Annotated in this window: 6 protein-coding genes; 1 reads left to right on the top strand and 5 read right to left on the bottom strand. The window is 71.3% G+C overall.

The annotated features are described in order from the left end of the window. Window positions 1-701: 701 nt before the first annotated feature. From WMF33_RS43255 to WMF33_RS43275, 5 genes are all read right to left on the bottom strand, one after another. Complete coding sequence (locus WMF33_RS43255) at window positions 702-2,891, bottom strand: ATP-binding protein (RefSeq protein WP_437334066.1); 2,190 nt, start codon at window positions 2,889-2,891, stop codon at window positions 702-704. Between the two features lie 16 nt (window positions 2,892-2,907). Then, on the bottom strand, window positions 2,908-7,239 hold the full coding sequence (locus WMF33_RS43260; RefSeq protein WP_437334067.1) for a HAMP domain-containing protein: 4,332 nt from the start codon (window positions 7,237-7,239) through the stop codon (window positions 2,908-2,910). 116 nt (window positions 7,240-7,355) lie between these two features. Beyond that, complete coding sequence (locus tag WMF33_RS43265; protein WP_044986901.1) at window positions 7,356-7,796, bottom strand: response regulator; 441 nt, start codon at window positions 7,794-7,796, stop codon at window positions 7,356-7,358. After that, window positions 7,793-9,481, bottom strand: a complete 1,689-nt coding sequence (locus tag WMF33_RS43270) for an ATP-binding protein (protein WP_437334068.1) — start codon at window positions 9,479-9,481, stop codon at window positions 7,793-7,795. Before WMF33_RS43270 ends, WMF33_RS43265 begins: the two co-directional genes overlap by 4 nt. Window positions 9,482-9,709: 228 nt before the next feature. Beyond that, window positions 9,710-10,132, bottom strand: coding sequence for a winged helix-turn-helix transcriptional regulator (locus WMF33_RS43275; protein WP_437334069.1), 423 nt, complete (start codon window positions 10,130-10,132; stop codon window positions 9,710-9,712). A gap of 424 nt (window positions 10,133-10,556) precedes the next feature. On the opposite strand from WMF33_RS43275, the gene WMF33_RS43280 reads away from it, so the two are divergent. Continuing rightward, window positions 10,557-13,535: a HEAT repeat domain-containing protein gene (locus WMF33_RS43280; RefSeq protein ID WP_437334070.1), complete on the top strand. Its 2,979-nt coding sequence runs from the start codon at window positions 10,557-10,559 to the stop codon at window positions 13,533-13,535. Window positions 13,536-13,540: the final 5 nt, after the last annotated feature.

The following is a 13,540-nucleotide window of genomic DNA, read 5'->3' on the forward strand; positions in this document are numbered from 1 at the left end:
CCTCGACCTCCGCGCCGCGTCGCCGCTTCAGCGTGCGCGACGGATCGCCTTCGCGGCGCGCTCGTCCGTCCGCCGCGCGGCGGCGCGCTTGCGCGACGTGGCGCCCCGGGCAGCGCTCGCGGAGACCCGCCGGCGGGTGCCGGCCGCGCGACCCACCACCTCCAGCGAGGGGGGCTGGGCCATCAGCGCACCAGTGCTGATCGAGGGGCCGACTAGGCTGATAGAAAGCTTCACTTGAACTTCCGATTGGGTGGCGGACCGATCACGTCGCTCAGCGGAGGGCTCATCAACCTATAAACTGTTTCGATCGTTTACGCAGCGTCGCAGTGCGGAGATCACGAGCCCTGGAGCGCCCGTCCGGACGTGAACATGTCCACCCGGGAGATCCACTCGCCTCTCCGCCTCTCACGGGCGGATGCACGCACCACGGAGGCACGAAGGCACGGGTCTGGGTTCGCTCCGTGCCTCCGTGTCTCCGTGGTGATCGGCGAGGGACTGCCCCCGGTGGTTGCACCGGGCGCTCTGTTACGATCACGTTGCACGTTGCAGGCCAACGATGGCTGGATGCCGGCATCGCCCGTTTTCTCGGGATGGGCGTGGGCCGCCTTTCATGGTTGAAACCACCGGTTGCAACCGTGGCGCAACGCAGCGGCGCCCGCACCTCCAGGAGCGCCTCGCACGCTCGGAGGGTGGATCTCGGCTCAGCCGGCAGGACCGGTCAACGGAGATCCAGGGCGCTCACCCAGCGGCCCCGGGGATCCAGCCGCTCGGGGCGGGAGCGGCAACGCCACCTGGAACCTCGCCCCCATGCCCGGCGCGCTCTCGACCTGGATGCTCCCGCCGTGGGCCCGGAGGATCTGGTCCACGATGTACAGGCCGACGCCGAGGCCCCCATAGGAGCTCGTCGGCGCCGCCCGCTCGAAGCGCCCGAAGATCCGGGCGATGTACTCCTGCGCGATCCCGATGCCCTGATCCATCACCTGGAGCACCGCGGACCTGCCGTCGACCGAGATCCGCATCTGGATCGGCTTGCCGCGCCCGTACTTGATGGCGTTCGTGAGCAGGTTGGTGATCACCTGATCGATGCGCAGCCGGTCCCACCGGCCGATCGCCGACGCCGGGACGTCCAGGTCGAGCGAGCAGCCGGCCCGCTCCAGCTCCGATTCGAGGCGGCCCGCCACCTCGCGCGCCACGTCGCACAGGTCCACGTCCTCGAGGCTGAGCTCGAGCTGGCCGCTGTTGATGCGCGTCACGTCGAGCAGCGTGTCGATGAGCCGCGTGAGCCGCTCGATCTGCGCCTCCGCCTGGGCGAGCTTCGCGAGCGCCTGCTCGGCCGGCAGCCCGCCGTCCGCGCGGCCGATCGCGCGGGTGAGGCCCTGGATCTGCAAGACCAGCGCGCTGAGCGGCGTCCTGAGCTCGTGCGAGGCGACCGCCACGAAATCCTCGCGGATCTGCACGGCCTCGCGCGTGAGCCGCAGCAGGCGGGCGTTCTCGAGGCAGAGCGCCGCCCGCTGCGCGACGTCGAGGGCGACCGCGAAATCCGGGGGCTCGAAGCGCTCGCCCGGCTCCACCCAGACCATGCTGAGCGCGCCGAGCACGTTGCCGCGCGTGACGAGCGGCACGCACAGGTAGCTGCTCGCCCCGAGCTCCTGGATCTGGCCCGGATCGTCGATGTCGAGCGCCCTCGCCACGTCGCGCGGGGCGCACTCGACGCGCAGGTCGGGGCGGCCGCTCGTCAGCACCGCGCCCACGCCGCCCTCGGCGAGCGGGAGCTCCCGCGGGCCGAACCGCTCCGCGAACCGCGCCGCGTCGCGCGCCCGATGCGCGGCGGCGACCCTGCACGCGCCGCCCTCCTTGCGCAGGTCGAGCACGCACCAGGTGCAGATGCGCTCCGCCGCGATGCGCACCAGGGCGGCCGCGACGCTGGCCTCGTCGAGCGACGCCGAGAACGCGCTCGACGCCTCCGCGAGGAGCTCCGAGCGGCGCACCGCGGCCTCGGCCTCGGCGCGGGCCGCCCGCTCGCGCGTCAGGAGGTGGATGCGCTCCTGCTCGTGGCGCTTGCTGTCGTCGATGTCGGTGAAGCTGCCGAGCCAGCCGACCACGCGCTTCCACACGTCCCGCTCCGGGACCGCCTGGCAGAGGTGCCAGCGGTACGCCCCGTGGCGCGACCTGAGGCGACACTCGCCCTGGAGCGGCTCGCCGGCCTCGATGCAGCGGCGCCATTTGCTGACGAACTGGTTCAGGTCGTTCGGGTGCACCGCGGCCTGCCAGCCCCAGCCGCGGAGCGCCTCGAACGCGAGCCCCGTGTACTCCAGCCAGCGCGAGCTCACGTAATCGACGCTGCCGTCGAGCTTCGCCGTGAAGACGCACTGCGGGATGGCGTCGGCCAGGTTCTGGTACCTCGCCTGGGCGGCGCGCCGCAGGTCCTCGACCTCGACGTCGCGCCGCCGCTCCTCGGCCTTGCGCAGGAGCTCGGCCTGCTCCTTGATCTGCTCGCCGCGCCGGTGGAGCTCGACGAAGACCGCGACCTTCGCCTGCACGACCTCCGGCTCGAGCGGCTTCAGGAGGTAGTCGACGCCGCCGACCGCGTACGCCCTGTAGATGGCCGAGAGGTCGTCCGTCGCCGCGGTGAGGAAGATGATCGGCGTGTGGCGCGACCGCTCCCGCTGCTTGACCAGCGAGGCCACCTCGAAGCCGTCGATGTCCGGCAGCCGCACGTCGAGCAGGATGACCGCGAAATCCTCGGACAGGATCCTGAGGAGCGCGTCCTTCCCGCTCGCGGCGGTCACGAGGCGGTAGCTCTCGTCGACCAAAATCGCCTTGAGCGCGGCCAGGTTCTCGGGCTGGTCGTCGACGAGGAGGATGCTGGTCGTCGCTGGAGCGGTGGACACCGTGCGGCTCCGTGGGTCAGTCGGGCCGCAGCCAGTGCAGCATGACCGACATCAGCCGCCCCTCGTCGACGGGCTTGGCCACGAAGTCGTTCAGGCCGGCGTCCAGGCACTTCTGCCTGTCCTCCGGCATCGCCTTGGCCGTCACCGCGATGATGGGCAGCTCGTTGAAGCGGGGATCGCTCCGGATCTCGCGCGTCGCCTCGTAACCGTCGAGCTCGGGCATCATGATGTCCATGAGCACGATATCGATGCTCGCGTCGGACTCGCGCAGGAGCTCGATGCCGTGCCGCGCGTTCTCGGCGAGGAGCACCTGCGCCCCGCGCCGCTCGAGCAGGCTCGTGATGGCGAACACGTTGCGCGCGTCGTCGTCGATGACGAGCACGTTCCGCCCCGTGAGCGCGACCCCGGCGGAGCCGTTCGTGAGCAGCGGCGCGATCGGCTCGGGCAGCTCGGCGCGCACCGGCCGCGCGGCCTTCTGCTCGGGCCGCTCCGCCGGCAGGTAGAGGGTGAACTTGCTGCCGAGCCCGGGCGTGCTGTTCAGCGAGATCTCGCCGCCGAGCAGGCTGGCCAGCTCCCGGCTGATGGTCAGGCCCAGGCCCGTGCCGCCGTAGGTGCGGCTGGTGGAGGCGTCGGCCTGCTGGAACGCGTCGAAGATGAGCGTCTGCTTGTCCGGCGGGATGCCGATGCCCGTGTCGGTGACCGCGAACGCGAGGACGGTCTTCGCCTTGATGAGCGTGTCCCGCTTGAACGAGAGCCCCCGGCTGGCCACCTCGATCTCGAGCGAGATCCGCCCGGACGACGTGAACTTGAAGGCGTTCGACAAGAGGTTCTTCAGGATCTGCTGCAGCCGCTGCAGGTCCGTCATGATCGTCGAGGGCACGCCGGTGGCGACCCGGACCCAGAACTCGAGCTCCTTCTGCTCGGCGATCTGCCGGAAGCTCCGCTCGACGTACTCCGCGAGCTCGGACAGCGACACCCGCTGGGTCTTCACGTCGATCTTGCCGGCCTCGATCTTGGAGAGGTCGAGGATCTCGTTGATGAGCTGGAGGAGGTCCTGCCCCGCGGCGGCGATCGTCTTCGCGTACTCGACCTGCTTCGGCGTGAGCGTGTGCTCCTCGTTGTCCGCGAGGATCCTGGCGAGGATGAGCAGGCTGTTGAGCGGCGTGCGCAGCTCGTGCGACATGTTCGCGAGGAACTCGGACTTGTACTTCGAGGTGCGCGACAGCTCCCTGGCTTTCTCCTCCAGGGAGGCGCTGGCGCGGGCGATCTCGCGGTTCTTGATCTCGAGCTCCGACGCCTTCTCCTCCAGCTCCTGCGAGCGGGAGCCGAGCTCGGTGTTGGACCTCTGGAGCTCCTGGAGCAGCTCCTCCGTCCTCATGCTGGCGCCGATCATGTTGAACACGACGCCGATCGACTGCGTGAGCTGCTCGAGGAACGTGAGGTGGATGGGCGTGAAGTTCTGGAAGCTCGCCAGCTCGATCACCGCCTTGAGGCCGCCCTCGAAGAGCACCGGCAGGACGCAGATGTTGCGCGGCGGCGCCTCGCCGAGGCCCGAGCTCACCCGGATGTAGTCGTCCGGCAGATCCGTGACGACGATGCTCTTCTTCTCGAGGCCGCACTGCCCGACGAGCCCCTCGCCGAGCGCGAACCGGTTGGAGATGCCCTTGCGCTTCTGGAACGCGTAGCTCGACGTGAGCTTCAGCGTCGGGTGCTTGTCCTCGGACTCCAGCACGTAGAAGGCGCCGTGCTGCGCCGAGACGAGCGGGGTGACCTCGGACATGATGAGGCGGGAGAGCGCCTCGATGGTCCGCTGCCCGGCCATCATCCCGGAGAAGCGCGCCAGGTTGGTCTTCAGCCAGTCCTGCTCCTGGTTGGCGCGCGTCGTGTCCCGCAGGTTCGAGATCATCTGGTTGATGTTGTCCTTCAGCTGAAGGACCTCGCCCTGCGCCTCGACCGAGATGGCCCGGGTCAGGTCGCCCTTGGTCACGGCGGTCGCGACCTCGGCGATGGCGCGCACCTGCGTGGTGAGGTTGCCGGCGAGCTGGTTCACGTTGTCGGTCAGGTCCCTCCACGTGCCGGCCGCGCCGGGCACCTTGGCCTGGCCGCCGAGCTTGCCCTCGATACCGACCTCGCGCGCCACCGTCGTCACCTGCTCGGCGAACACCCGGAGCGTGTAGGTCATGTCGTTGATGGTGTCGGCCAGCGACGCGATCTCGCCCTTGGCCTCCAGGGCCAGCTTCTGGCGGAGGTCGCCGTTCGCGACCGCGGTCACGACCTTGGCGATGCCGCGCACCTGCGAGGTGAGGTTCGAGGCCATGACGTTGACGTTCTCCGTCAGGTCCTTCCAGGTGCCCGACACCCCGGGCACCTGCGCCTGGCCGCCGAGCTTGCCCTCGGTGCCTACCTCGCGCGCCACGCGGGTCACCTCCGCGGCGAACGCGCGCAGCTGATCGACCATCTTGTTGATGGTGTCCTTCAGCTCGAGGATCTCCCCCTTCGCCTCGACCGTGATCTTCTGGGACAGGTCGCCGCTCGCGACCGCCTTCGTGACGAGGGCGATGTTGCGCACCTGGTTGGTCAGGTTGCCCGCGAGCTGGTTCACGTTGTCGGTCAGGTCCTTCCACGTGCCGGCGACCCCGGGCACCTGCGCCTGACCGCCGAGCTTGCCGTCCGTGCCTACCTCGCGCGCGACGCGCGTCACCTCCGCGGCGAACGCGCGCAGCTGGTCGACCATCTTGTTGATGGTGTCCTTCAGCTCGAGGATCTCCCCCTTCGCCTCGACCGCGATCTTCTGGGACAGGTCGCCGCTCGCGACCGCCTTCGTGACGAGGGCGATGTTGCGCACCTGGTTGGTCAGGTTGCCCGCGAGCACGTTGACGTTGTCCGTCAGGTCCTTCCACGTCCCGCTGACGCCCCGCACCTCGGCCTGCGCCCCGAGCTTGCCCTCGGTGCCTACCTCGCGCGCGACGCGCGTCACCTCCGACGCGAACGCGCGCAGCTGCTCCACCATCTTGTTGATGGTGTCCTTCAGCTCGAGGATCTCGCCCCGCGCCTCGGCGGTGATCTTCTGCGAGAGATCGCCCTTGGCGACCGCCGTCGTCACCAGGGCGATGTTGCGCACCTGGTTGGTCAGGTTGCCGGCGAGCTGGTTCACGTTGTCGGTCAGGTCCTTCCACGTGCCGGCGACCCCGGGCACCTGCGCCTGACCGCCGAGCTTGCCGTCCGTGCCTACCTCGCGCGCGACGCGCGTCACCTCCGCGGCGAAGGTCCGGAGCTGCTCCACCATCTTGTTGATGGTGTTCTTCAGCTCGAGGATCTCCCCCTTCGCCTCGACCGTGATCTGCTTCGACAGGTCGCCGTTCGCGACCGCCGTCGTCACGACCGCGATGTTGCGCACCTGGTTGGTCAGGTTGCCCGCGAGCACGTTGACGTTGTCCGTCAGGTCCTTCCACGTCCCGCTGACGCCCCGCACCTCGGCCTGCGCCCCGAGCTTGCCCTCGGTGCCTACCTCGCGCGCGACGCGCGTCACCTCCGACGCGAACGCGCGCAGCTGCTCCACCATCTTGTTGATGGTGTTCTTCAGCTCGAGGATCTCCCCCTTCGCCTCGACCGTGATCTGCTTCGACAGGTCGCCGTTCGCGACCGCCGTCGTCACGACCGCGATGTTGCGCACCTGGTTGGTCAGGTTGCCCGCGAGCACGTTGACGTTGTCCGTCAGGTCCTTCCACGTCCCGCTGACGCCCCGCACCTCGGCCTGCGCCCCGAGCTTGCCCTCGGTGCCTACCTCGCGCGCGACGCGCGTCACCTCCGACGCGAACGCGCGCAGCTGCTCCACCATCTTGTTGATGGTGTTCTTCAGCTCGAGGATCTCCCCCTTCGCCTCGACCGTGATCTGCTTCGACAGGTCGCCGTTCGCGACCGCCGTCGTCACGACCGCGATGTTGCGCACCTGGTTGGTCAGGTTGCCCGCGAGCACGTTGACGTTGTCCGTCAGGTCCTTCCACGTCCCGCTCACGCCCTGGACCTCGGCCTGCGCCCCGAGCTTGCCCTCGGTGCCTACCTCGCGCGCCACGCGGGTGATCTCCGAGCCGACCGTCTGCAGCTGCTGGACGACGTCGTTCACCTCGTCGGCGATCTGACCGATCGTCCCCGGCACCTCGCCGATGCCGACGCGCGCGGAGAAGTTGCCCGCCTTCACCGCCTTGAGCACCTCCAGGATCGCCTGGAGCTGCATCTCACGCACATCCAGGTGGTTCCCGTCGGCGCCGCGCCTGCGGGACGGCGGCTTCTTCTTGCTGGCGCCGTTCCCGTTCTTGTCCTTGGTCGCCGCGATGTTGTTCGGTTGCATGGATACCTTCCTGACGACGAGTGCGCGCCTGGAAATCTCGGTCCCGCTGGAGGCTGATCAGGCCCGCGCGACGCCGGGGGTGGGCGGCGCTGCGAGGCCCCTGGTGCGCCGCCGTCTCACGACTTGCCGCGGCGCAGAACTTCTTCGACTTGTCGCTGGAGACGAGCGTGCTCGATCTCGCGGGCGCGCCGCTCGAGCGCGCGCCGCATGCGAGAGCTTAGCTCATCGGAACGGAAAGGTTTCGAGAGGTAATCGGAGGCGCCGACGCGGAGGGCGCGCATCCCCGTTTCGACGGAGCCGAACGCGGTGATGGCGATGACCGCCAGGGACGGGTCGTGCTGCTTGGCCCGAGCGATCAGCTCGATGCCGTCCATGCCCGGCATGCGGATGTCCGTGATCAGCAGCTCGAATTTGCCCGACGGCAGCAGGCGGAGGCCCGACAGGGCATCGGCAACGTGCGTCGCCTGGTAACCGTGGTCCGTTGCGATGTCAACGACGAACCGGCCAAGGTCGTCGTCGTCCTCGACAATCAATACGTTCGGTGAGCTCGAACTCATCCCTTCTGTCCTTCCTCCGTGCCCCCTGTCCTCGCCTCTCTCCTCGCCTCTCTCCTCGCCTCTGGGTCCGCGGCCAGGCTCGCCCCCTCGCCACCTGTAGAGCTCGCCTCCTCCCCCTGCCTCGCCTGCATGTCCACGGATGAGCTCGCAGCCGAGCTCGCGTCCCGGCTCGACGGCGAGTCGGGCGCCTCCGTGGGCAGGGTGACCCGGAAGCGCGCCCCGCCGGTCGGCGAGGACGAGACCTCGACCGAGCCGCCCGCCTCCTGGACGATCCCGTGGACGATCGCGAGGCCGAGGCCGCTCCCGCCGCGGGTCGACTTCGTCGTGAAGAACGGCTCGAAGATCTGGCCCAGGTCCTCGGCGCGCACCCCGGGCCCCGCGTCCTCGACCTCGAAGCACACCGCGCGAGAGCCCGCCGGGCCGTCGTGCTCGGGGAGGACGCGCACCACGAGCTCGCCCCCGCCGTCCTGGGCCTCGATGGCGTTCAGGCACAGATTGAACACCACCTGAAACAGGCGATCGGAGTCGAGGGCGACGCGCGCCCACGACCCGCTGTCGCGCGGGCACTCGACGCTCGTCTCGATGTCGCGCTTCTTGCACTCCGGGCCGAGGAAGGCGACCACATCGTCGACGACGCGCCGCAGATCGCTGTCCCCCTGCTGCTGCCGCGACGGCCGAGCGAGGGAGACGAGGCGGGAGACGACCCGCGTGATCCGCTCGGACTGCCGCGCGATCGTCTCCAGCTCCGCGCGCAGGTGCTCCGGACAGCCGGGCAGGTCGGCCGCCCGGCGCGCGCGGCCCTGGATCACGTTCAGCGGCGAGCCGATCTCGTGGCCGAGCGAGGTCGCCACCTGCCCCGCGGCGGCGAGCGCCTGCGCCTGCTGCAGCCTGCGCTCCACGTTCACCCGCGCCATCTCCTCCCGCTCGGCGCGCCCCCGGGCCTCCCTGAGCGACCAGGTCATCGTGTTGAACGCGTGGGCCAGGCGCGACAGCTCCTCCGCGCCCTTCTCGGGCACGGCCGCGTCGAGATCGCCGCTCGCCACGCGCTCGGCCCCGGAGAGGATCGCCCTGGCCGGGAGCGCGACGGTGAAGCGACCCACGACCCCGGCCACGACCGCGCTGACCAGCAGCAGCACGACGCCTGTCGCCGCGAGGCCCCGATTCAACGAGCTCTCCAGCACTTCGATATAATGACGGTCGCGCACCAGGACGGCCACCAGCGGTGGATTGGCGCTGCTCGGATGGATGGCGACCGTGCGGACCAGCACCGGCTGCCCCACCAGGCTGGTGCGCTCCTCGATGTCCCCTCCCTCCAGGAACGCCCGGCGGGCGAGCGCCTCGAGGCGCTCCTGCTCCCCCTTGACCCCCTCCGTGATGAAGACCGCCTCGCCCTCCCGGGTGAACGCGGCGACGCCCTGGATGCGCTCGGCGCTCGCGAAGTGCTCCGCCCGCCGCCGGACGAGCGCGATGTCCCTGCGCTGCAGCGCGCTCTCGACGAACGCCTGAAGCAGCGTGGCGTAATTCCGGAGCTCCGCCGTGGCCTCCTGCCGCAGGACCTGTTTGCGGTGCGCCGAGGAGAACAGGCCATACAGCGCGATCGCCATCGCGATCGGGACAACGAGCGAGAGCCAGAACTGGTGCGCGAGCCTCATCCCCGCGGGTCGGCGCTGGAGCTTCGGTGCCATACGACGATCCACCGCGGCGCCCGGAGGACGCCACCGCGTTGACGCTCCGCATCATCGGCGGCTTCCGATCGTACGAAGCCCTGGAATCACATCATCATTTCCCCGGATCGGCAAGGCCTTCCACGAGCTCGACAGAGGCATTCATCTCGCTACCTCGCCATACGAGGGCTCGGCATCAGGATATCCCTGAGTGACGCTCAGGATCTCGCGGACTCCTCGTGACGTCCGTCATGGGCCCTTGCGCGGCTGCGCGGCGCGGGGCCGAGCGCGCTTCGCCGCTAGGCCGGGCTTCGCCCCGCGCGCACCGCCCTTCGCCGCGCCGGCGTGCGCCGCGCTCTCCGCGAGCATCTCCCCCCACCGCGAGATCGCCTGCGCCACCTCGCCGAACCCCCGCCCGGCGGCGGTCAGCTCGTACTCGACGCGGACGGGGGGGCCGGGCAGCACCCGCCGCTCCACGAGGCCGAGCGCCTCGAGCTCCTTCAGCCGGCTGGAGAGCATCCGATCGCTGATCGCGTCGAGCCGCTCGCCGATCTCGCCGAAGCGCAGCGCCCCCTCCTCGAGCGTCGCGAAGATCAGGCCGTTCCACGGCTTGGCGAGCACGCTCATCGCCGTCTGGAACCTTTGGCAGAGGTGCTGACAAGAGCGCTTCATTCCTCGTCCTCGTGCGCAGCATGACCTCGTCACTACCCAAAAGGAAGTGCGTCGACACGAGGTCGCTGCGACGCAGGACGCACCTCCGGCGGAGGTTATTTCCCCTTCGGAAGTTACGTTTCCTTTCGAAACAGCATCGATTTTGACCACCGCCTCTGACCTGCTGTTCAGCCCCTTCGCGCTCGGTCCCCTGTCGCTGCCGAACCGCCTCATGGCGAGGCGCAGGCCGCCAGCGCCGCGCTCGGACCCGAGGGCGTGATGGCCTGAGCCCGGGATCCGCGGCCCCGGCCGGGCGCCTGGGCCAGGAGCTCCCGCGCCGCGGCCCATGGTAGGCTCAGAGGCCGATGCCGGCCGCCGCTCCCCCCCTCCCGAACGATGGACTTCCCCCGGCGCCGGGCCCGGCGCGCTCGCCCGCGGAGGCCCCGTGAGCGCGGCGCCGGGCGAGGTGCAGCGCATCGGGGCCGCCGAGCTCCGGGCGTTCATCCAGGACGCGGGGGAGCTCAAGAAGGGCACGCTGCTCTACGACGGCGGGCAGCTCCTGAACCTCGCGCGCTACGAGAACAAGCTGTTCTGCGAGGCCCGGGGCTCGGGGGCCTCGCCCTACAAGGTGACGCTCGTCTACAGCGACGCGCCGGCGCCCGGGTTCAAGGGGCGCTGCACCTGCCCGGCGCGCACCTTCAACACCGCGTTCTGCAAGCACGCGGCGGCGCTGCTCGTCGCCTGGGCGCGCGCGCCCGAGTCGTTCGCCGTGAGCGACGCGGCGCCGCCCGGCGCGCCGGGCGGGGAGACCGCGCGCAAGAGCGTGAAGAAGGGCGCCGCGAACGCGCAGGCGCTGATGAAATCGGGCGTCGAGCAGGTCAGCACGCTCGTGCGCGAGCTCGGCGTGGCCGGCGTCGCGACGATCGGGGCCGACCGCATCGAGCAGATGGAGAAGCTCGCCGAGGGGCTCCGGGAAAACCGCCTCCGGCGGCTCTCGGCCAGGACGCTCGACCTCGCCGCGCTGCTGCGGGGGCAGGCCGCGGGCGCGCGGGTGGTCGACGGAGCCGCGCGGGGCCCGCAGGCCGCGGCCGGTCCTCCGGCGGGCGCTCGCCGCGGCGCGCTCCCGGCGGTCGCCTACGCGAACCTGATCGCCGACCTCCTGCTCACCGCCCGCAAGCTCGAGAAGCACCTCGCGGGCGAGCCGCTCGACGACCGCCACGTCGAGGAGCTCGTCGGCAAGACGTGGAAGGCGTCCGACCGCAAGCCCGCGGACGGGCTCACGCTCGTCGAGTACGCCTTCTCGACGCGGACCACGAGCGACGATTTCGTCATCCGGGAGAGCCGCTTCCTCGACCTCGAGTCCGGCCGGCACTTCAGCGAAAAGCAGATCCTCCCCGCCTTCATGGCGAAGCGGACCGAGCCGAAGCGGAGCTTCGCCGGCGAGGTGCTCGCCGGGGCGCGGGCGACGACCTACCCCGGCTACCCGCCGCTCCGGCTCGATTTCACCGACCTCGGCGACAAGCGCCCGCTCGACGCCGGCGCCCTCGACGCCGTGCTCGCGCGGGCGCTGCCCGACGTCGGCGCGGCGCTCGTGGCCCTCCAGGAGCACCGCAAGGACGTCTTCGCGCCCGACCTCGTGCCCGTGGCCGTGCGCATCGACACGCTCTTCGCGCGCGGCGCGCGGCTCTCGGCGGTCGACGACAAGGGGGAGGCGCTCCACCTGCCCGACGACCCGGCGCTCGAGGAGCGGCTCGCCGGCTCGCTCCGCGACGCCCGGCTGCGCGCGCTGCTCGGCGACGTCGGGATCGACGCCGCGCTGCCCACCCTCTGGCCGCTCGCCGCGATCGTCGAGGGCCCGCTCGGCCTCTCGCTGCTCCCGGTCGTCGAGCAGGGCGCGGCCGCGCGGAGCGGGCCGCTCGAGGGCTCCGCGTGGAACGCCGCCGCCCGCGAGGCGGGCGCCTCGCCCGCGGCGATCGCGCTCGGCGAGGTCCGCGAGGAGCTCGCCGACGCGCTCGCCACCGGCCTGACCGGGCTGAGCGCCCGCGTGACCGACCCGCTCGCCGAGCGGCTCCGCGATCTCCGCCTCGAGAAGCAGGCCGCGCTGCTCCAGGGCCTGCCGCAGCGGCCCGATCCGGCGGACCGGCTCGACGACTTCATCAAGCTCTACCAGGTGCTCGAGATGGCGCTCGTGCGCCTCGCCGGCGCGACGCACGTCGATCGCGAGGACGGGGCGATCGAGCGCGTGCCGACCTACGAGAGCGTCGCCGTGGCGCGGCCGGACGAGACGCTCCCCCCGGACGAGGTGGCGCGGCGCCGGGCCGCGGGCGCGATGAACCGCTACGTCGCCGCGGTCCACCACGCGCGCTACTACGCGTCGCTGCCGCCGGGCGAGCTCGTCGGGAGCATCTTCCCGATCTGGGCGGACGGCACCGCCACGCCGACGATCGCGCGGACGTTCGCGCCGCTCGGGGCCGAGGCGACCGCGGCCGCGGAGAAGGCGCTCACGGTGAAGGCCGGCCGCGTGGCCAAGCTGACCGCGGTGCGGGTGCTGCAGGCGGTCGTGCAGCACGGCGGCCCGGCCCGCGCCGAGGCCGCGGCGATGCTCGGCCGGGTCGCGGAGCACGCCAAGGACGCCGGCCTGCGGGCGCTCGCCCGCGACGCGCTCGACGTGGCCGATTCGACCGGGCCGGGCGGGGCCGCGGTGCGCGCGCGCCGCGCCGCGCGGATGGAGCGCGTGCAGGAGCTCGCCAAGGCGCTCGGCGCGGCGCCGACCAAGGAGGAGCGGCTCGAGGCGCTCAAGGCGCTCGCCGAGCTGGGCGACCTCGCCGCGCTCCCGGCGCTCCGCCGCGCCTTCTACGCGGACGCCGCCCGCGGCGTGCGCGAGGAGGCGGCCTACGCGCTCGCCCAGCTCGGCGACGTCGAGATGGTCGAGACCTTCGCGCGGATGCTGGCGAGCCGCGGCGAGGACGACCGGGAGGCGAAGATCGCCGCGTACGCGCTCGGCTACCTGGGCGACGTCCGCGGGCTGAGCGAGCTCCTGTCGGCCTACGCCGAGGGGTACAAGCCCGGCATCGTGGCGGACGCGATCCGCGCGTTCGGCCCCGTGGCGCTCGCGCCGCTCGTGGAGCTCATCGAGGCGCGGCCGGAGATCGCGAAGCGGGCGGCGGCGCTCGACGCGCTGAAGAAGATGGACGACACCGCGGTGGCGGGCTGCCTGCTCGAGCGGATCGAGGCGCGGCGCGGCGACGCCGATTTCGCCGAGAAGGCGCAGCTCTACCTGAAGCTCGCCGACGTGCACCCGCACAGCCGGCGCGAGGTCGCGACCGCGATCGCGGCGGCGCTCGCGGGCGCCGAGGGCAAGGAGGCGCAGGCGGCGATCAAGGCGGCGCAGAAGGCGCTCGGCGTGGTCAAGCGCAGCAAATAGCCAGC

Origin of the sequence: Sorangium sp. So ce394 (assembly GCF_051474665.1) — a bacterium.
In the GTDB taxonomy this organism is placed as follows: Bacteria; Myxococcota_A; Polyangia; order Polyangiales; family Polyangiaceae; genus Sorangium; species Sorangium cellulosum_D.

Coding starts and splice junctions, on each gene's coding strand:
- WMF33_RS43275 (WP_437334069.1), bottom strand. CDS start 10,132: ATGAAGCGCTCTTGTCAGCACCTCTGCCAAAGGTTCCAGACGGCGATG.
- WMF33_RS43265 (WP_044986901.1), bottom strand. CDS start 7,796: ATGAGTTCGAGCTCACCGAACGTATTGATTGTCGAGGACGACGACGAC.
- WMF33_RS43270 (WP_437334068.1), bottom strand. CDS start 9,481: ATGGCACCGAAGCTCCAGCGCCGACCCGCGGGGATGAGGCTCGCGCAC.
- WMF33_RS43260 (WP_437334067.1), bottom strand. CDS start 7,239: ATGCAACCGAACAACATCGCGGCGACCAAGGACAAGAACGGGAACGGC.